Here is an 18,179-nt window from a genome sequence, read left to right as displayed (position 1 = left end):
CTATATGGCCAGCAACACAAGCGCAGTTTGGAGACGTCGGATGACCATCAAGGTCGGTATCAATGGTTTTGGCCGCATCGGCCGCTGTACACTGTCGCACATCGCCGCATCGGCGCGTAACGACATCGAAGTGATCAAGGTCAACGCCACTGGCCCGCTGGAAACATCGGCACATCTGCTGAAATATGACAGCATTCACGGCCGTTTCCCGCGCGAAGTGTCTGTCGAAGGCAACACCATGGATCTGGGCCGTGGCCCGATGGAAATGTTCTCGACCTATGACATGACCGAGCTTGACTGGGAAGGCTGCGATGTCGTCCTGGAATGTACTGGCAAGTTCAATGACGGGCTAAAGGCAAAGACGCACCTAGATCGCGGCGCTGGTAAGGTGCTGCTTTCGGCGCCAGGTAAGAATGTCAATAAGACAATTGTGTTTGGCGTAAACCACAACACCCTGACTGCAAACGACAATATGGTGTCCAACGGCTCCTGCACGACCAACTGCCTGGCCCCGCTTGCCAAAGTTCTGGATGAAGGCATCGGTATCGAGCATGGCATCATGACCACGATCCACGCTTATACCGGCGACCAGCCCACTCTGGACCGTCGTCACAGCGACCTGTATCGCGCGCGCGCAGCGGCGATGTCGATGATCCCGACCACAACCGGTGCTGCGGCAGCGCTGGGTGAAGTCCTGCCTAACCTCAAGGGCCGCTTGGACGGTTCCGCGATCCGTGTACCTACCCCAAATGTCTCGGCCGTCGACCTGTCGTTCCGCGCATCGCGCGACGTGACAGTAGAAGAGGTTAACGCGATTGTTGAAGAAGCCGCCAAGGGCCCGATGCAGCGGGTCCTTGGCTATGAGCCTGCGCCGCTGGTCTCGACCGATTTCAACCACACCGAAGAGAGCTCGATCTTCGCACCAGACCAGACCCGCGTCGTTGACAACCGTATGGTGCGTGTACTGGCATGGTATGACAACGAATGGGGCTTCTCGGTGCGTATGGCGGATGTCGCCGTAGCGATGGGCCGCCTTAACTGACCCTTCGCACATCGCTTGTACCTTGATGCCCGCTCAGGTTATCTGAGCGGGCATTTTCGTTCAGGGCGCAGAAATGACAAATCAAATCGCTATCTGGCTTGGAATCCTAATTCTGGGCGGTCTGATGCTGGACGTTGCACTATTCGGCACCGAACACCTGCTGTTCCTTGGTAAGAAGCTTTACGATTTTCTGGATTGGCTTGCCTTCTGGCGATGACAGAGGTTTTGCTTGACTTTCGCGCCAATCTAGCTTTGTTAGCGCTAACCATCAATCGACCAAATTCTGACGGAGCGCATTATGACACTCAAGCTAGCAATCAACGGATTTGGACGGATCGGACGAGGCGTATTGCGAGCCGTCATGGAATCCGGACGCACCGATGTTGAAATCGTCGCTATTAACGATCTGGCAAAGCCGGAAATGAACGCTCATCTGTTCGAATTCGACAGTGTGCATGGCCGCTATCCCAGACCTGTCACACTGACTGACGCCGGTCTGGATGTTGGTGCCGGACCGATCCGGTTGACCAGCGAGCGAGACCCCGAAGCACTGGACTGGTCTGATGTGGATGTGGTTCTGGAATGTACCGGCGTCTTTCGTACCCGCGAAGCAGCCGAGCGGCATCTGAAAAACGGATCAAAGAAAATACTGATCTCCGCCCCTGCCCGCGGCGATGGCGGTGTGAAGACCGTCGTCTTTGGCGTAAACGATCATGAGCTGACCGCTGACGATATCGTTGTCTCGAACGCCTCGTGCACCACCAACTGCCTGTCGCCCGTGGCCGCAGCACTGGACGCAGGGCTTGGCATCAAGCACGGCAATATGACAACCGTTCATGCCTACACGGCGAGCCAACCGGTTCATGACACAGCTGGGAAAGACCCCTACCTGTCGCGCGCAGCAGCACTGTCGATGATTCCCACGACAACCGGCGCGGCGTCTGCAGTGGGTCTGGTTTTGCCACAACTGGCCGGAAAGTTGACCGGGCAAGCCATTCGCGTGCCTACGCCCAATGTCTCAGTTGTTGACCTGGTCGCCGAAGTATCACGCCCAACAACCGAAGAGGAGGTCAATGCCCTCTTCGTAGAAGCCGCCGCGAAAGTCCCCGGCGTTTTGGCAGCCGAGAATCGCCCGCTGGTATCGATCGATTTCAACCACGACTCACACAGCTCGACCGTTTCGCTGGCTGAAACCAAAGTAACCGACGGCACGCTGGTGCGCGTCCTCGCTTGGTACGACAATGAGTGGGGCTTCTCGAACCGGATGCTGGACACGGCCGCCGCGATGGGTGCCTTAGCCTAAACGCTCACGCAGAGCTTCATTGACGCGGGGCGTGACGAATTTCGACACGTCCCCATTCAACCTGGCGATTTCTTTGACCAGTTTCGAGGCAATCGCCTGATGCCGAGCCTCGGCCATTAGGAAGACCGTTTCAATCGAGTCGTCCAGCGCGCGGTTCATGCCAACCATCTGGAATTCATACTCGAAATCCGCGACCGCACGCAGACCGCGCACAATGATTTGCGCCCCGACATCTCGTGCACAATCGATCAGCAGGTTTTCAAATGGATGCGCCACGATTTCCGTGCCGGTCTGCTCGGTGAGATGCGCACACTCGGCTTCGATCATCGCGACTCGTTCTTCCAAAGAAAACAGAGGGCCCTTGTCGCGGTTGATAGCGACGCCAATCACAAGCTTATCCACCAATGCAGCGGCACGGCGAATGATGTCGATATGGCCCAATGTGATTGGGTCAAAGGTACCGGGATATAATCCAACCCGCATAGGGCTCTCCAGCGCAACAAAATTTCTGCGCAAGCAAACATAACTTTGCCGCAGGTGCAAGAGGCTGAAACAGCCCCCGTGTTCAATGCCCCATGATCATGCCTTCAAGCGCGTCTTTTTCCATAGCAAGTTCAGCCAGTTGCGCCTTGACCGCATCGCCCAGCGTTACGATTCCGACCAGTTTGCCCTCTTCCAGAACAGGCATATGGCGAAATCGACCTTCCGTCATTTGTGATAGGATGGATTCGACCGAGTCCTGCTGGCTGGCTGTTACAAGCTTCTTGGTCATGTAGGTACTGACCGGCTTGTCCAGACACCCGCTACCACTGGCGGCCAGCTCGCGTACGATATCACGTTCGGACAGGATGCCCGAAGCCGTCTGCCCGCCATCTTCGGAAACGATCACAGTACCGATCCGATTCTCCGCCAGAATTGCGGCGGCCTGCGAGACCGACGCCGATGGTTCGACCGTCACTACGCCGCTGCCAGCTTTGGACTTGAGTATGGCCTGAACGAGCATCTGCAAAAACCTCCGGAATAACGTACTGTTTTCTAAGCGTTGCCGGAATGTCTGAAGGTGTCAAGGTGAAGCTTCGGCTTCCAGCCGCGCTACTTCGTCCCGCAGGCCACGTGTTAGTGCTTCGGCAAACCGATTCAACCGCTCATTGCGCTGGTCACCCTGATGGCGGACCAGATAGAACCCCCGAGTCAGACTTACCTGATCCGTCAGTATTTTTCGCAATCCCCGGTGGAACGGCAATGTAAAATCATGCGCAACACAAACCCCGGTGCCCAGCGACACCTGCCGCAACTGAACTGAGACCGAGTTTGATGCAAGCGCGACACGTTCAACACCAATGTCATTGAGGTAGTCAAGTTCCCGATCAAAGATCATGTCCGGGATATAGCCGATCATCCTGTGCCCTTTCAGATCCTCAATGGATCGAATTTCCGCGTGGCGACTCAGGTAGTCTTTCGTGGCGACCATGTGCAGCCGATAATCGGATATCTTTTGAACCAGCAATTGCCCGGCAGTGGGCGCGCTGACAGTGACCGCCATGTCGGCCTCTCGTCGGGATAGGTTGATAATGCGCGGCAATGCCAAAATCTGAATATCGAGGTCAGGGTTGGCATCGCTGATCTTGGCGCAGACCTGAGGCAAAAGGTAATTAGCGCTCCCGTCCGGCGCGCCAATCCGGATCTGCCCGCTAAGCGACTTGGCCGAGCCCGACATGACACCAGTCGCCGCGCGCATAGCCTCTTCTGCCTGTAGACCATGCTCCATGAGACGCTGCCCCGCAGTCGTCAACACATAGCCCTGTTGTGATTTCGTGAACAACACAGCGTCCAAAGCCGCTTCCAATCGCGCAATTCTGCGACCGACAGTCGCCGGGTCTATCTTAAGAACCCGCCCAGCCCCAGAAAGGCTTTCGTCTCGGGCAACCGCCAGGAAAACCCGCAAATCATCCCAATTCGGTGTCATGCCCTGCCCTTTGCATTTTTGCAAAACTGATTTGAAATATTGCCTCTGTTCAGGTGATTTTCGCAAGTCTATTCTGCGCGCAACCTAATCCGGAGGAATTTGCCATGCAGAACCTGACCCATTTCATCAACGGCGAACATGTCGCCGGGACATCTGGCCGCTTTGACGATGTGTTCAACCCAGCAACGGGCGAAGTGCAGTACCAATGCCCGATGGCAAGTGTTGCCGAGACCACCGCAGCAATCGAAGACGCTGCGGCGGCTCAGGTCGCTTGGGGTGCAACCAACCCGCAGAAACGCGCGCGCGTCATGATGGCGATGGTTGGCTTGATGAACCGCGATATGGACAAACTTGCTGAAGCGCTCAGCCGTGAACATGGCAAGACCATTCCTGATGCCAAAGGCGATCTGCAGCGCGGACTGGAAGTGATCGAATATTGCATCGGTGCGCCCCAGATGCTGAAAGGTGAATTCACCGACAGCGCGGGCCCGGGCATCGATATGTATTCGATGCGTCAGCCGCTGGGTGTGGTTGCCTCGATCATGCCGTTCAACTTCCCGGCCATGATGCCGCTTTGGCACGTTGGCCCGGCACTGGCCTGCGGCAACGCCGTGGTTCTGAAACCGTCCGAGCGCGACCCATCTGTTCCATTGATGCTGGCAGAACTGTTTGTCGAGGCCGGTCTGCCCAAAGGCGTATTCCAGGTTGTGAACGGCGACAAAGAGGCCGTGGATACCCTGCTGGACAGCGAGATCATTCAGGGCGTGTCGTTCGTGGGTTCAACCCCGATCGCCCAGTACATCTATGCTCGTGCAACCGCCAATGGCAAACGCGCGCAGTGCTTCGGTGGCGCCAAGAACCACATGATCGTTATGCCTGACGCCGATCTGGATCAGGCCGCGGATGCGCTGGTCGGCGCTGGCTTCGGCGCAGCTGGCGAACGCTGCATGGCAATCTCGGTCGCTGTTCCCGTGGGTGAAGAAACCGCAGACGCACTGATCGAAAAACTGATCCCGCGTGTCGAAAAGCTGAAAGTCGGTCCCTACACAGCGGGCGACGACGTTGACATGGGTCCGGTGGTCACTGCCGCTGCAAAAGAACGTATCCTTGGCCTGATCAACTCGGGCGTTGAGCAAGGCGCGAAACTGGTTGTCGACAACCGTGACTTCAGCCTGCAGGGCTATGAGGACGGTTTCTTTGTCGGCCCGCACCTGTTCGACAACGTCACGCCCGACATGGACATCTACAAGCAAGAGATCTTTGGCCCGGTCCTGTCGACCGTCCGCGCGGGTTCTTATGAAGAAGCGCTGAAACTGGCGATGGATCATGAATACGGCAACGGCACCGCGATCTTCACCCGCGACGGCGACACCGCACGTGATTTCGCCAGCCGGATCAATATCGGCATGGTCGGCATCAACGTGCCGATCCCGGTTCCGCTTGCGTATCACACTTTCGGTGGCTGGAAGAAGTCCATGTTCGGTGACCTAAACCAGCACGGCCCGGACAGCTTCAAGTTCTACTCGCGCACCAAGACCGTCACATCGCGCTGGCCGTCGGGTATCAAGGAAGGCGGCGAGTTCAACTTCAAAGCCATGGACTGATCTGTTAGTTCATTAATCGGGAAGCCCGGCCTAACTCAGGCCGGGCTTCTTTCGTTTTGGGCCTGTTCTCGCTGGTTCAAACACCTCACGAGAAATTCAGAGGCCTACCTCTGGAAAAGTCAGGCAATCACCAATATTTTATCGCCAAATCATCTAATCGAGCAGTTCGTATCATTCCGGAGGCAACATTGTCCCAAAATCGTTTGACCCGCCGCCACGCCCTGTTGGGCGCCGCATCGCTGATTGCGACACCAGCCATCGTACGCGCGCAAAGCATCGATGCTTTCCCGCAGGATGAAGAAGCGATCAGCACACAATTACCCGTCCGTCGCAATGTATCGTCATTCTCGCAGCAGAATTGGCAGGATCACTTTGACGAGTTGGGTGTTGGTGCATTGTTGGCCGATATCACCAGCCGAGCTGTGCATTACTGGGGGCCAGATGGAACCTATAAGCTCTATCCCAGCTCTGTCCCGATGAGCGAAGAGCTGACCAAGCGCGGCTATACCAAAGTCACGCGCAAAGCGGAGAACCCAAGCTGGACACCAACTGCATCAATGCGCGAGCGCGATCCATCGTTGCCGGTTCGCATGGAGGGTGGCGAACCTGGAAACCCGTTGGGGACCCGCGCCATGTATCTTGGCTGGCCTGCCTACTTGGTTCACGGCACCCACGATACCCGCAAGATCGGACGCCAAAGCTCGTCTGGCTGTATCGGTCTTTATAACCAACATGTAGAAGAGCTGTATCCGCTGGTGAAAGTCGGTACTCAGGTACGTTTGGTTTAAACGGCAAATTTCTACCAGGAATTCAAAAAGCCCCGTCCATCAGGAACGGGGCTATTTAAGATTTGGAAGTGGTAAATTTATTCAGGGATAATCACTTCATCTACAACGTGAATGACGCCGTTACTGGCTTCGATATCAGCCTGTACAACTTCGGCGCCGTTAACTTTCACACCATTCTTTGCATTCACGCTCAGACGATCACCTTGTACGGTCAGAACCTTTGCTCGTTTCCCAGCGATGTCACCAGACATCACTTTGGCTGGCACAACATGATAGGTCAGGATCGCTACCAACTGATCCTTGTTCTCTGGAAGAAGAAGAGTTTCAACGGTGCCTTCAGGCAGAGCGGCAAAAGCCTCGTCTGTGGGTGCGAAGACAGTGAAAGGCCCATCGCCTTTCAACGTATCAACCAAACCAGCGGCCTGAACGGCGGCGACCAGAGTGTTAAACGACCCGGCGGCGACTGCCGTATCGACGATATCTGCGGCCTGTGCTTTGACGGGTAGTGCAAGTGCAAATGCGGCGGCAGCGCCCATGAATGTGCGACGGAACATGGCTGTTAACTCCTCTCCAGCTTGTTATGCAGAGGATTACGGGCCTTTTTGCAAACCGGATCACATGTTGATCATTTTTCTTTGAGCTGCACCCATATGCTCTGCGCGCGACCGTCTTTCAGAAACGGTAATGCCTCCACCGCGTCGGGGCGTTCCTGTTGCAAATAATATCCGGGCCAAAGCATTGAATAGAAGCCAGATTGCAGCAAGGCGTGCAGCAAGTATTGCTCGCCCCAACCCGGACAATCATAGAAGAAGCGCTTAGGATATTCGTAAGGCAGAAAAACATCGTGGACGTGGATGACAACGCCCGGTTTCAGCGCCGGAATGATCCGACAGAATAGATGAGCCACGTCATTGCTCATCCGGACCACGTGGCTTGAATCGATGAAAAGAACGTCTCCGGCTTCAAGCTGTTCGAATATTGCGGGATCGACCTCTTCCAGTCGCTTTTGCTCGAACCGATCAACGACATGAGCGATATCGGCGCGCGGATACGGATCAATTGCGGTGATGGTCGTATCAAGGGCCCCGTCGATTATCGCTTGGCGTGTCACGCGGGTCGAGTTTCCGCAGCCGACTTCGATCACGCGTTTTGGCTGAAAGCAGCGGATCATAAGATAAAGCGCATCCGCGTCCGGGCTATCATAATACCCGTTGTTGGTTTCATAACCTGTCTGATTACGCGCAGGATCTTTCAGCGCCGCAAGATCATCGGCGTATCGCGTGTACTCGTCCACCAACTGTGTGATATCGAACTCTTCCATCCCTGGTGACAAAGCGTATGCCGGACGGGTCAGCCCCCCTGCCCGCTCAAACGCTTCAAGCCGCGCCCGTTCATCCTGTTCCGTGACCTTGTCGATCAGCTTCACTCCTAACTCGTCCAGAGCAGCGTTGATCTGTGGAAATTTTCTGGGTTTCACAAGGATGGCTCCAATCTGCGTTGCGTCTTTCCTTACCTTTGCTCGCGGCACCTCTGCAAGAACCCTTGAGCCAAACCCTTGGCAAAAGAGAAAATTCCGTATTCACTGATTGGAATTGAACGACGAGGACCGCCATGCAGCAGGAATTCACGTTAGGCATCGAGGAAGAGTATCTGCTGGTTGATCGCGACAGCATGCAGCTTGCGCATGCCCCGACCGCGTTGATCGAAGCTTGTCAAAGTGATTTCGAAGGTCAGGTCAGCCCCGAATTTCTGCAATGCCAGATTGAAGTCGGAACCCGCCCGCACGCCACCATCAAATCCGCCCGAGAAGACCTAAAGCGGTTGCGGTCCTGTGTCTCAAAGCGCGCGGCCGAATACAATATGGCACCAATCGCGGTTTCCTGCCATCCATTCGCAAACTGGAAAGATCAGCATCATACAAGAAGAGAGCGCTATGACGCATTGCAGCACGCTCTTGGCGGCGTTGCACGCCGAATGCTGATCTGTGGGATGCACGTGCATGTGGGGATCGAAAACCAGGCCCTGCGCGCCGATCTGATGCCACAGCTGTCTTACTTTCTGCCACATCTCCTGGCTTTGTCTACTTCGTCACCTTACTGGAATGGCGAGGATACGGGCCTATCCTCCTATCGATTGACTGTATTCGATAACCTGCCCAGAACCGGTTTGCCCCCGGTATTCGGCAGCTGGGGCGAATATGAACGTACAACCGGAGTATTGGTCGAACTCGGGGTGATTGAAGATACCTCAAAAATCTGGTGGGACCTGCGCCCTTCGCATCGCTTTCCAACGCTCGAAACCCGGATCATGGATGTCCAGCCCCGGCTGGAACACACATTGTCTTTGGCGGCTTTGGCGCAAGCCCTGACCAGGATGTTATGCCGTCTGAAAGCGCGCAATCTACGTTGGCGGCAATATGACAAGTTCCTGATCGGCGAAAATCGCTGGCGAGCGCAACGCTATGGCGTTGGCGAAGGGCTGATTGATTTCGGAGATCGCTCGATCAAGCCGATGGCCGAACTGATGGGTGAACTCATGGGTATGTTGGCTGAAGATACGGAAGCGCTCGGCACCATGACCGAGATTGCACGTCTAAGGCACATTGCCGAGACCGGCACTTCTTCAACCCGCCAACGTCGTGTTCATGCCGAGGCTGTCGCGCGCGGAGATGATCCAGGGAAAGCCGTGGTTAGCCATCTGATCGAAGAATTTCACGCTGATTTGTAGTTTCAGACTGCGGCCAGAATATCCTTAATCCGTTCTGCCACCGGTTCGTACAGGTCCCGGTCTGTCCAATATCCGTTGTGCGAGAACGGGTTCCAAGACGTAAAAATTTTGCCCGCATTGATTGGTTTGTCTTTCAAGGCTCTGCTTTGTGCCAGCTGCGCATAGCTCGGCGCGCTTTTGCCCAACGGAAACCCAAGAACATCGTGACGATCATAGTAGTTATGCCACCATGTCGTAAACCGGAGCGCGGGTGGAAGCTCGCGATTAGGAGCCATAATCGGGAATATCTCATTCTCGGGATACGCGAACAAGAAGATCGGAATATTGCATCCGAAGGTCACGATCCCCGCGACTGTTTTCATGTTTTCTACATGTGTCGGATGAACCGGCGATCCACCCTGCCGCAGATGCCTCTGCATATCGTAGATATAGTTGGACATTATGTGCCCGCCCAGTGAATGGGCCAGTATCAGGACGGGGCCGTCATGGCCTACCTGATGTTTGACCACACCCATCACATTCTCGATTTTCTTGTGGATCGCATCATAGATTTTGTCACCGTCATCCGGGGTCGGGCGATACGAGGCAGCATCGGACAAGTTACACACAACAAACTCGCGCAGCTTGTCATAGCCCAAACTACGGTTGATCTTGCGCAGATAATCTTTCTGCCGCCGCTGCAGGATTTGCGCCCAAACAACCTCATGCCAGATCACATGGCTCATATCGGCTCCGATCCGGTTCGCGACGCGACGCTTCAGCCCTTTCGAAAATGTTGGGGTTGTCGATGCAGGTTGCCCTTGGGGTCTGTATTGGCTTCCCATTCCGTGAATGGCGATCACGGCCATTTTGTGTGACGGCATCAGAATACTCCATAAAATCGATCTTTTGAATTTCCTCAGTATAGCGCAGGCAAGTAATTCTCCCAAACCAGTCCGCAACGTTTGCTGCCGCTGAAAAATTTCTGTAAGGATTGAAGAATAAAACGCTTGTTCAATTCTGCAGTATACAGGGACCACCGCCATGGATTTCGCGTTGACCGAAGAACAGACGGCCATTTTTGATATGGCCTATGCCTTTGGCCAGGAACATATCGCCCCATTCGCGCGCCAATGGGAAGCTGACGGCACGATCCCGAAAGATCTTTGGCCCAAGATCGGCGAACTTGGATTTGGCGCCCTCTACGTCTCGGAAGAAGGTGGCGGATCAGGCCTGAGCCGCCTTGATGCTACGCTGGTGTTCGAAGCCCTGTCGATGGCCTGCCCCTCGGTCGCGGCTTTCCTGTCGATCCACAACATGTGCGCCAAAATGCTGGACAGCTTTGCCAGTGATGATCTGAAATCGCGCATCATGCCTGACATTCTCAGCCTTGAGACGGTGCTCAGCTATTGCCTAACGGAACCTGGTTCCGGCTCAGACGCTGCCGCTTTGAAAACCCGGGCTGAACGCACGAACGAGGGATACACCCTGAACGGCTCTAAGGCTTTCATCTCGGGCGGCGGTTATTCGGATGCCTATGTCTGCATGGTCCGCACGGGTGAGGATGGTCCCAAGGGAATTTCGACGGTCTATGTCGAAGACGGGACACCCGGCCTTAGCTTTGGCGCTCTGGAGCAGAAAATGGGCTGGAAAAGCCAGCCCACCGCGCAGGTCCAGTTTGATGACTGTAAGATCCCCGCAAGAAACTTGGTCGGTGCAGAAGGCGACGGATTCAAATACGCCATGATGGGGCTGGACGGCGGACGCCTGAACATTGCTTCTTGCTCATTAGGTGCAGCGCAGAATGGATTGGATTTGACGCTGCAATACATGTCCGAGCGCAAAGCATTCGGCCAATCCATCGATCAGTTCCAAGCGCTGCAGTTCCGCCTCGCCGATATGGAGATCGAATTGCAGGCCGCCCGCACCTTCCTGCGGCAAGCAGCGTGGAAACTGGATCAGGGCGCGCCTGATGCCACCAAATTCTGCGCCATGGCCAAGAAATTCGTCACCGAAACCGGATCGAAGGTAGTTGACCAGTGCCTGCAATTGCATGGCGGCTACGGTTATCTGGCCGATTATGGCATCGAAAAGCTTGTGCGCGATCTGCGCGTGCACCAGATACTTGAAGGCACCAACGAGATTATGCGCGTCATCGTTGCACGGCAAATGCTGGCGAACCGCTGAGGGTCCAATGGCTGACATCGACATACGTACTGTAGGGCGCGCCGGGCGCATCACGTTAACTCGCCCAAAGGCCCTGAATGCACTTAGCTATGAGATGTGCATGGCCATCGACACCGCTCTCCGGAGTTGGCGTGAGGATGATGCGGTCGATTTGATCATTTTTGACGCCGAGGGTGAAAAGGCTTTTTGTGCCGGTGGCGATATTGCGGAGCTATACGCAACTGGCACCAATGGCGATTACGATTACGGCCGTACCTTCTGGCGCGACGAATATCGGATGAATGCCATAATCTTTGAATACCCCAAACCTGTGATCAGCTTTCTGCAAGGCTTCACCATGGGCGGCGGTGTTGGCATCGGCTGCCATGGCAGTCATCGCGTTGTTGGTGAAAGCTCGCAAATTGCAATGCCGGAGTGTTCGATAGGTCTGGTCCCTGATGTGGGCGGAACACTGATGTTGGCGCTGGCGCCAGGGCGTCTAGGCGAGTATTTGGGAATAACCGGCTACCGAATGGGCCCCGATGACGCAATCTTTGCTGGCTTTGCTGATCATTTCATTCCGCAAGACCGCTGGGCGGGCCTTATAGATATGCTGGTAGCTTCCGGTCGTGCAGAAATTGTTGAAGAGCACACTGAAACTCTCCCGAAAGGCAAACTGGCCGAGTTCCAACCTCAGATCGACGCGTTTTTCGGCGGAGAAAGCCTGACCGATATCCTGAACATCCTGCGTAGCGACGGCCAGGAATTCTCGTCGAAAGTTCTCAATGGCCTCAAACGAAATGCTCCGATTTCGATGGCCTGTTGCATCGAAATGCTGCATCGGTTGCGCGGACCGAATTTGACCCTGCGCAAGGCATTGGAGATGGAGTATCGCTTTACCTATCGCGCGATGGAACACGGAGATTTTCTGGAAGGCATTCGTGCACAGATTATAGACAAGGATCGCAATCCAAACTGGCAATTTGCAGATATGAACGTACCTGCGGCAGCAGTCTCGAATATTTTGCAACCATTAGGTGAGAAGGCGCTGACCTTTTCTGAGGAGTAAGGGATGAAAATCGCATTCATTGGACTGGGCAACATGGGCGCCCCAATGGCAGCCAATTTGGCAGCGGCCGGTCATGAAGTGGTCGGCCATGACATGGCAGACATATCGATCGATGGTGTGACGATGGCCGTGTCAGGGGCCCAAGCCGTTTCTGGCGCAGAGGCGGTCATCACCATGCTTCCCAATGGCCAGATACTGCGCACCGTGGCCAATGAGGTTATTCCTGCGATGCAGAACGGTGCGGTACTAATCGACTGTTCGACCGTAGATGTCGACAGCGCCCGCGTCGTAGCCCAGCAAGCCACAGACGCCGGTTTGCTCTCGGTGGATGCTCCGGTTTCTGGTGGAATTGGCGGTGCCGCGGCCGGCACGCTGACCTTTATGGCTGGTGGTTCTGACACCGCTTTTGCCAAAGCCGCCCCGTTGTTTGAAATCATGGGCCAGAAAGCGGTTCACTGCGGCGAGGCGGGCGCTGGTCAAGCCGCCAAAATCTGCAACAACATGATCCTCGGCGTCACCATGATTGCCACCTGCGAGGCATTTGCATTGGCAGACAAGCTAGGGTTGGACCGCCAAAAAATGTTTGATGTGGTTAGCACTTCTTCAGGCTACAGTTGGACGATGAATGCGTATTGCCCTGCGCCGGGTGTTGGTCCCGAAAGCCCTTCTGACAATGATTATACGCCTGGCTTTGCCGCCGAGTTGATGCTGAAAGATCTTCGCCTCAGCCAACAGGCTGCAGAAAGCGCTGATGCCGATACTCCCATGGGAGAAATCGCAACGAAGCTATATGAACAGTTTGTCGAACACGAAAATGGCTTAGGTCGCGATTTCAGCGCCATGTTGCCACGGTTCGAGAAGCGTGGCCGAAGCTAACACTCTGGCAGCGGAAAACCGCACAGGGCTGGAATACAAGGAGGCGCGCTCCTACGTGATTGGGTATTGTACAAGCAAATACAAACACCCACGCCGGAGTGCGCCTCGATGAAAATTCTGACCTGCCTTTCTATGATCTCCCTGATTACGCTGAGCCCAGCCTTAGCGTTGGCCGGGAATGGCAATGGTAAAGGTAAGAACAAGTCCAAGTTGCAGGTCGAACGAATCGCTCCACAATCTGGTGTGGTGCGTAGCAATGCTGGCCATTGCCCTCCGGGGCTTGCTAAAAAGGCTGTGCCTTGCGTGCCACCCGGGCAGGCCAAAAAGCTCTACCGAAAGGGTGATCGGCTTGATGACTACATCTGGATTGACGACCCTTATCGCTATGGATTGCGGCGCGGTGGCAACTATGTGCGTGCCGGTGACTATGTCTATTCAATCGACCCGGACACGCGCAAAGTGTTGAACCTCATCGGCGCGGTTGCCGACATCCTCTACTAGAGTTCGCTATTCAGCGGCCACACGTTCAGTATTCAGCATCGGCTTTAGGTAATGTCCGGTATGACTGCGCTCGCATTCCGCGACATCTTCTGGTGTGCCCTCTGCCACGATCTGGCCGCCTCCGTCGCCTCCCTCGGGACCGATGTCGATAATCCAGTCGGCGGTTTTCACCACATCCAGATTGTGTTCGATCACCACAACCGTATTTCCCTGATCCACCAGTTCGTGCAGCACTTCTAGGAGCTTACGAACATCTTCGAAGTGAAGACCGGTTGTCGGCTCATCAAGGATATATAGTGTTCGCCCGGTCGAACGTTTGCTGAGCTCTTTCGACAGCTTCACGCGCTGCGCTTCACCACCTGACAGCGTTGTTGCTTGCTGACCGACCTTAATATATCCCAGCCCGACGCGCGCAAGGGCATCCATCTTGTCTCGGATCGAAGGCACGGCCTTAAAGAACTCTTGCGCATCTTCGACAGTCATATCAAGCACATCCGCGATGGACTTACCCTTGAATTTGATCTCAAGCGTCTCGCGATTATAGCGCGCGCCCTTACAGGTTTCACAAGTCACATAGACATCAGGTAGGAAGTGCATCTCGATCTTGATCACACCGTCACCCTGACAGGCCTCGCAGCGTCCACCTTTTACATTGAAGCTGAAGCGACCGGGTTTGTAGCCACGCGCCTTGGCCTCAGGCAGGCCCGCAAACCAGTCGCGGATCGGCGTAAAGGCCCCGGTGTAAGTCGCTGGATTTGAACGCGGAGTCCGGCCTATCGGACGCTGATCGATATCAATCACCTTATCCAGATGCTCTAGACCTTTAATCGTCTCGCAAGGCGCCGGTGTCTGACGCGCACCATTTAGCCGCATCGAGGCCGTTTTGAATAACGTCTCAATCGTCAGGGTGGATTTACCGCCTCCTGAGACCCCAGTAACACAGACGAACTTGCCCAGCGGAAAGTCTGCCGTGACGTTCTTCAGGTTGTTTCCGGTGGCCTTGACCACGCTCACCTTCTGCTTCTTACCTTTTCGCCTCTCTGCAGGTACCGCTATTTCACGCGTCCCAGACAGGTACTGACCGGTAATCGAAGCCGCATCACCAGCGATGTGTTCAGGCGTGCCATGGCTGACGACCTGCCCGCCGTGAACACCAGCCCCGGGTCCAATATCGAAGACATAGTCTGCCTCGCGAATGGCCTCCTCGTCGTGCTCGACAACGATAACGGTGTTTCCCTGATCGCGCAGGTTCTTGAGTGTCCCCAACAGCCGGTCATTGTCGCGTTGATGCAGACCAATCGATGGCTCGTCCAGAACATACAATACCCCGGTCAGGCCCGATCCGATTTGGCTGGCCAAACGAATGCGCTGGCTCTCGCCACCGGACAAAGTGCCACTTGAACGTGACAATGTAAGATATTCCAAACCCACATTATTCAAAAAGCCGAGCCGCTCGCGAATTTCTTTCAGAATGGCCCGAGCGATTTCGTTTTTTTGCGCAGTCAGATGGTTCGGCGCATCCTCAATCCAGGCCAATGCCTCTCGGATCGACATCTGGACCACCTGCCCCACATGCAGCCCTGCGATTTTTACAGCCAGCGCTTCTGCGCGCAGACGATATCCCTCGCAGGTGCCACAGGGACGATTGTTCTGATAACGCTCGAATTCTTCGCGAATCCAGGCGCTGTCAGTCTCGCGATATCGGCGCTCCATATTGGGTATGACGCCCTCGAAGCTGCGCGTGACCTGATAAACGCGACCACCTTCGTCATAGCGGAACTGGATTTCCTCATCGCCAGAACCACGCAGGAACACCTGCTGAACTTTATCGGGCAAATCCTTCCACGGCGTGTTTTTGTCGAACTCATAGTGCCGCGCGATGGCTTCGATGGTTTGCAGGAAATACGGGGATTTCCCCTTCCGCCACGGCGCCAAAGCCCCATCATACAGCTTCAGCGTCTGGTCCGGCACAACGAGGCGTTCATCAAAGAACAGTTCAACCCCCAGACCGTCGCAATCGGGGCATGCTCCGAAAGGCGCGTTGAATGAAAACAGACGGGGTTCGATCTCGGGGATCGTGAACCCACTGACCGGGCAGGCAAAATTCTCACTGAACGTGATCCGCTCGGGGTCGCCCTCTTTCGGTGCGGTTTCGAGAATTGCAATCCCATCGGCAAGATCCAGCGCTGTCCGCAGGCTGTCAGCCAAGCGCGTTTCCATCCCTTCACGTACAACCAAACGATCAACGACGACGTCGATATCATGTCGGAACTTCTTATCCAGCGTTGGCGGTTCATCCAACTCGTAGAACTCGCCATCGACCTTGACGCGCTGGAACCCTTGTTTGCGAAGTTCAAGGAATTCCTTTTTGTACTCGCCCTTCCGGTCCCGCACGATTGGGGCCAGCAAATAGCCACGGGTGCCCTCCTCCATGGTCATGATCCGGTCGACCATGTCTTGCACTTGCTGCGCCTCGATAGGCAGCCCTGTGGCCGGACTGTAGGGCGTTCCAGCACGAGCAAACAACAGACGCAAATAGTCGTAAATCTCGGTCACGGTCCCCACGGTTGAGCGGGGATTCTTGGACGTCGTCTTCTGTTCGATCGAAATAGCAGGGCTCAGGCCGCTGATGTGATCTACATCGGGCTTTTCCATCATATCCAGAAACTGCCGTGCATAAGCCGACAAGCTTTCGACATAGCGGCGCTGACCTTCGGCGTAGATAGTATCAAACGCCAGCGAGGACTTGCCCGAGCCAGAAAGACCGGTGATCACCACCAGCTGATCACGCGGAATGTCGACATCAATGCTTTTGAGGTTATGCTCGCGCGCGCCGCGCACCTCGATATTCTTCAGCTCAGCCATTCTGGCCCCCAACAGATACGTCTTTCAGAGATAAGCGAGCAGCGCCGAGTCTCCAATCGAAAAGTTAGAACAAAGCAAGAACTAGCGGATTTTCTCCGGCTTACCAACTACTGAATCGATTTCCGGGCCAATGCCCATGCGCAAATTGGGAAATCCGGGTCATTTTCCAATTCGTCGGTCTCGGGATCGTAGGTCGGTGGCCAATCCAGTTCCAGATTTCGTTGGGCTGCATGGCGATTGCCCCACTGCTCTGCCTTGATGCCAGTCGGATCAAAACCCACTCACTTAGCAAATTCTTCAAACCTCGCGCAGTCCAGCGAGAACAATCCTGCGGAGCTGCGTGAAACGGAATGAAAAAAGGCACTGCGAGCCAGAAGTAACCGCCAGGTCGCAGCATCTCCAACACGTTCAAAGTCGCCTCATAAGGTCGATCAAGATGTTCCCAGACCTGATTTGCCAGGATCAGGTCAAATTGCCGGACTTGTCCGTGTTCATCCAGCAATGGTCCGCAGCAGATATCAAGCTGACGCTGCCAAGCTTGCGTATAGTTCAGAAAGGCGAATTGCTTGCCCCAGGAACCTGAAATCTCGAAAGCCTCCAGCTTCTGCGGATTGAGCTCATGAATCCACTGACGGCTGCGGCGGGCCATCACGACCCGGTTCAAGCTTGTCATGAGCACCCTCTCGGACAGAACTAAGTCGGACGGAAACGTCATGCCAGACCTCAAGACACCCTGCAATGCGATAGCGTGGGTATGGGTGTCTGATTTCAAAGGAAAATGGCGCGGTTGACGGGGCTCGAACCCGCGACCCCCGGCGTGACAGGCCGGTACTCTAACCAACTGAGCTACAACCGCGCATTTTGGGTCTATGTGTGATCCGTTTGCCCGGATCAAAGGCTGACAGTGATGGCGCGGTTGACGGGGCTCGAACCCGCGACCCCCGGCGTGACAGGCCGGTACTCTAACCAACTGAGCTACAACCGCCCACTGCCCGTTCATCTCTGAACGTTGGGGTGTATTATGGCCACCGCTGTGCAGCGTCAAGCGGCGTTTTCAAGTTTTTTGCTTAATCACGGATTTTTCCAATGCGAGTAACTTTGAACAAAGCGAACGCATCGTGAAAACCCTGGTCCACGGCCAACGGATAACGATCTCAGCTTGCGAATATTTCTTGGTTTCTTTATTTGAGCCCGCCAAGGGTGATTAGCTCAGTGGTAGAGCGCTTCGTTCACATCGAAGATGTCAGGAGTTCAAATCTCTTATCACCCACCATGTTTTCAATAGCTTATTAG

18 protein-coding genes and 3 tRNA genes are annotated in these 18,179 nt (G+C 55.1%); 11 read left to right on the top strand and 10 right to left on the bottom strand.

All coding sequences use genetic code 11. The features are described from left to right. Positions 1 to 40: 40 nt before the first annotated feature. The 3 genes from gap (ACR0JR_RS01880) to gap (ACR0JR_RS01870) all read left to right on the top strand — a co-directional run bounded on the left by gap (ACR0JR_RS01880) (position 41) and on the right by gap (ACR0JR_RS01870) (position 2,345). Positions 41 to 1,042: a type I glyceraldehyde-3-phosphate dehydrogenase gene (gap, locus tag ACR0JR_RS01880; protein ID WP_170770706.1), complete on the top strand. Its 1,002-nt coding sequence runs from the start codon at positions 41 to 43 to the stop codon at positions 1,040 to 1,042. Between the two features lie 73 nt (positions 1,043 to 1,115). Next, entirely contained in the window at positions 1,116 to 1,259 is a 144-nt protein-coding gene (locus ACR0JR_RS01875) for a hypothetical protein (protein WP_010439846.1), read from the top strand. 81 nt (positions 1,260 to 1,340) lie between these two features. After that, complete coding sequence (gene gap / locus ACR0JR_RS01870) at positions 1,341 to 2,345, top strand: type I glyceraldehyde-3-phosphate dehydrogenase (RefSeq protein WP_480454818.1); 1,005 nt, start codon at positions 1,341 to 1,343, stop codon at positions 2,343 to 2,345. Here gap (ACR0JR_RS01870) and coaD read toward each other — a convergent pair. The 3 genes from coaD to ACR0JR_RS01855 form a co-directional block, all read right to left on the bottom strand. After that, entirely contained in the window at positions 2,337 to 2,828 is a 492-nt protein-coding gene (coaD, locus tag ACR0JR_RS01865; RefSeq protein WP_170778753.1) for a pantetheine-phosphate adenylyltransferase, read from the bottom strand. The two genes, gap (ACR0JR_RS01870) and coaD, sit on opposite strands and share 9 nt — an antisense overlap. An 82-nt stretch (positions 2,829 to 2,910) precedes the next feature. Continuing rightward, complete coding sequence (locus ACR0JR_RS01860) at positions 2,911 to 3,348, bottom strand: CBS domain-containing protein (RefSeq protein ID WP_010439840.1); 438 nt, start codon at positions 3,346 to 3,348, stop codon at positions 2,911 to 2,913. 60 nt (positions 3,349 to 3,408) lie between these two features. Continuing rightward, positions 3,409 to 4,311 carry a LysR family transcriptional regulator gene (locus tag ACR0JR_RS01855; RefSeq protein WP_480454817.1) on the bottom strand — a complete coding sequence of 301 codons (903 nt, stop codon included), beginning with the start codon at positions 4,309 to 4,311 and terminating at the stop codon, positions 3,409 to 3,411. 104 nt (positions 4,312 to 4,415) lie between these two features. Between ACR0JR_RS01855 and ACR0JR_RS01850 the strand changes: the two genes are divergently transcribed. Beyond that, the gene (locus ACR0JR_RS01850) at positions 4,416 to 5,915 is read left to right on the top strand and encodes a CoA-acylating methylmalonate-semialdehyde dehydrogenase (protein ID WP_039535334.1); all 1,500 of its coding nucleotides are present in this window, start codon (positions 4,416 to 4,418) and stop codon (positions 5,913 to 5,915) included. 188 nt (positions 5,916 to 6,103) lie between these two features. Continuing rightward, positions 6,104 to 6,703 carry a L,D-transpeptidase gene (locus ACR0JR_RS01845; protein ID WP_170778759.1) on the top strand — a complete coding sequence of 200 codons (600 nt, stop codon included), beginning with the start codon at positions 6,104 to 6,106 and terminating at the stop codon, positions 6,701 to 6,703. A 77-nt stretch (positions 6,704 to 6,780) separates the two neighbouring features. Here ACR0JR_RS01845 and ACR0JR_RS01840 read toward each other — a convergent pair whose 3' ends face one another. Both ACR0JR_RS01840 and ACR0JR_RS01835 read right to left on the bottom strand, forming a co-directional pair. Next, positions 6,781 to 7,257, bottom strand: coding sequence for a fasciclin domain-containing protein (locus ACR0JR_RS01840; RefSeq protein WP_010439833.1), 477 nt, complete (start codon positions 7,255 to 7,257; stop codon positions 6,781 to 6,783). A 71-nt stretch (positions 7,258 to 7,328) separates the two neighbouring features. After that, complete coding sequence (locus tag ACR0JR_RS01835) at positions 7,329 to 8,180, bottom strand: class I SAM-dependent methyltransferase (protein ID WP_480454816.1); 852 nt, start codon at positions 8,178 to 8,180, stop codon at positions 7,329 to 7,331. 134 nt (positions 8,181 to 8,314) lie between these two features. Between ACR0JR_RS01835 and ACR0JR_RS01830 the strand changes: the two genes are divergently transcribed. Further along, positions 8,315 to 9,430, top strand: coding sequence for a carboxylate-amine ligase (locus ACR0JR_RS01830; RefSeq protein WP_170778763.1), 1,116 nt, complete (start codon positions 8,315 to 8,317; stop codon positions 9,428 to 9,430). Positions 9,431 to 9,432: 2 nt separating this feature from the next. On the opposite strand, the gene ACR0JR_RS01825 is transcribed toward ACR0JR_RS01830, so the two are convergent. Then, positions 9,433 to 10,293 (bottom strand): hypothetical protein, encoded by an 861-nt coding sequence (locus tag ACR0JR_RS01825; RefSeq protein WP_480454815.1) that lies wholly within the window; start codon positions 10,291 to 10,293, stop codon positions 9,433 to 9,435. A 160-nt stretch (positions 10,294 to 10,453) separates the two neighbouring features. On the opposite strand from ACR0JR_RS01825, the gene ACR0JR_RS01820 reads away from it, so the two are divergent. From ACR0JR_RS01820 to ACR0JR_RS01805, 4 genes are all read left to right on the top strand, one after another. Beyond that, on the top strand, positions 10,454 to 11,596 hold the full coding sequence (locus ACR0JR_RS01820; protein WP_480454814.1) for an acyl-CoA dehydrogenase family protein: 1,143 nt from the start codon (positions 10,454 to 10,456) through the stop codon (positions 11,594 to 11,596). 7 nt (positions 11,597 to 11,603) lie between these two features. Beyond that, positions 11,604 to 12,644 carry an enoyl-CoA hydratase/isomerase family protein gene (locus tag ACR0JR_RS01815; RefSeq protein WP_480454813.1) on the top strand — a complete coding sequence of 347 codons (1,041 nt, stop codon included), beginning with the start codon at positions 11,604 to 11,606 and terminating at the stop codon, positions 12,642 to 12,644. 3 nt (positions 12,645 to 12,647) lie between these two features. Further along, on the top strand, positions 12,648 to 13,520 hold the full coding sequence (gene mmsB / locus ACR0JR_RS01810) for a 3-hydroxyisobutyrate dehydrogenase (protein WP_480454812.1): 873 nt from the start codon (positions 12,648 to 12,650) through the stop codon (positions 13,518 to 13,520). Between the two features lie 108 nt (positions 13,521 to 13,628). Continuing rightward, positions 13,629 to 14,021 (top strand): hypothetical protein, encoded by a 393-nt coding sequence (locus ACR0JR_RS01805; protein WP_480454811.1) that lies wholly within the window; start codon positions 13,629 to 13,631, stop codon positions 14,019 to 14,021. A 6-nt stretch (positions 14,022 to 14,027) separates the two neighbouring features. Here the strand turns inward: ACR0JR_RS01805 and uvrA are convergent, their stop codons facing one another. The 4 genes from uvrA to ACR0JR_RS01785 all read right to left on the bottom strand — a co-directional run bounded on the left by uvrA (position 14,028) and on the right by ACR0JR_RS01785 (position 17,871). Beyond that, entirely contained in the window at positions 14,028 to 16,886 is a 2,859-nt protein-coding gene (gene uvrA, locus ACR0JR_RS01800; RefSeq protein WP_480454810.1) for an excinuclease ABC subunit UvrA, read from the bottom strand. 100 nt (positions 16,887 to 16,986) lie between these two features. Next, a complete protein-coding gene (locus ACR0JR_RS01795) occupies positions 16,987 to 17,559 on the bottom strand; it encodes a class I SAM-dependent methyltransferase (protein WP_480454809.1) in 573 nt (190 codons plus the stop codon). A gap of 106 nt (positions 17,560 to 17,665) precedes the next feature. Next, positions 17,666 to 17,742: transfer RNA gene (locus ACR0JR_RS01790), tRNA-Asp, on the bottom strand. A gap of 52 nt (positions 17,743 to 17,794) precedes the next feature. After that, positions 17,795 to 17,871: transfer RNA gene (locus ACR0JR_RS01785), tRNA-Asp, on the bottom strand. Positions 17,872 to 18,084: 213 nt separating this feature from the next. On the opposite strand from ACR0JR_RS01785, the gene ACR0JR_RS01780 reads away from it, so the two are divergent. Continuing rightward, positions 18,085 to 18,159: transfer RNA gene (locus tag ACR0JR_RS01780), tRNA-Val, on the top strand. Positions 18,160 to 18,179: the final 20 nt, after the last annotated feature.

This window comes from Ruegeria sp. AA3 (assembly GCF_056542905.1).
The sequence above is the reverse complement of the archived record's forward strand: the minus strand, read 5'-3'. Positions and strand labels throughout refer to the sequence as shown.

Bases quoted from the DNA above. Each gene is read 5' to 3' on its own strand.
- gap (WP_170770706.1), top strand. From the start codon at position 41: ATGACCATCAAGGTCGGTATCAATGGTTTTGGCCGCATCGGCCGCTGT.
- ACR0JR_RS01875 (WP_010439846.1), top strand. From the start codon at position 1,116: ATGACAAATCAAATCGCTATCTGGCTTGGAATCCTAATTCTGGGCGGT.
- gap (WP_480454818.1), top strand. From the start codon at position 1,341: ATGACACTCAAGCTAGCAATCAACGGATTTGGACGGATCGGACGAGGC.
- coaD (WP_170778753.1), bottom strand. From the start codon at position 2,828: ATGCGGGTTGGATTATATCCCGGTACCTTTGACCCAATCACATTGGGC.
- ACR0JR_RS01860 (WP_010439840.1), bottom strand. From the start codon at position 3,348: ATGCTCGTTCAGGCCATACTCAAGTCCAAAGCTGGCAGCGGCGTAGTG.
- ACR0JR_RS01855 (WP_480454817.1), bottom strand. From the start codon at position 4,311: ATGACACCGAATTGGGATGATTTGCGGGTTTTCCTGGCGGTTGCCCGA.
- ACR0JR_RS01850 (WP_039535334.1), top strand. From the start codon at position 4,416: ATGCAGAACCTGACCCATTTCATCAACGGCGAACATGTCGCCGGGACA.
- ACR0JR_RS01840 (WP_010439833.1), bottom strand. From the start codon at position 7,257: ATGTTCCGTCGCACATTCATGGGCGCTGCCGCCGCATTTGCACTTGCA.
- ACR0JR_RS01830 (WP_170778763.1), top strand. From the start codon at position 8,315: ATGCAGCAGGAATTCACGTTAGGCATCGAGGAAGAGTATCTGCTGGTT.
- ACR0JR_RS01825 (WP_480454815.1), bottom strand. From the start codon at position 10,293: ATGCCGTCACACAAAATGGCCGTGATCGCCATTCACGGAATGGGAAGC.
- ACR0JR_RS01820 (WP_480454814.1), top strand. From the start codon at position 10,454: ATGGATTTCGCGTTGACCGAAGAACAGACGGCCATTTTTGATATGGCC.
- ACR0JR_RS01815 (WP_480454813.1), top strand. From the start codon at position 11,604: ATGGCTGACATCGACATACGTACTGTAGGGCGCGCCGGGCGCATCACG.
- mmsB (WP_480454812.1), top strand. From the start codon at position 12,648: ATGAAAATCGCATTCATTGGACTGGGCAACATGGGCGCCCCAATGGCA.
- ACR0JR_RS01805 (WP_480454811.1), top strand. From the start codon at position 13,629: ATGAAAATTCTGACCTGCCTTTCTATGATCTCCCTGATTACGCTGAGC.
- uvrA (WP_480454810.1), bottom strand. From the start codon at position 16,886: ATGGCTGAGCTGAAGAATATCGAGGTGCGCGGCGCGCGCGAGCATAAC.
- ACR0JR_RS01795 (WP_480454809.1), bottom strand. From the start codon at position 17,559: ATGACAAGCTTGAACCGGGTCGTGATGGCCCGCCGCAGCCGTCAGTGG.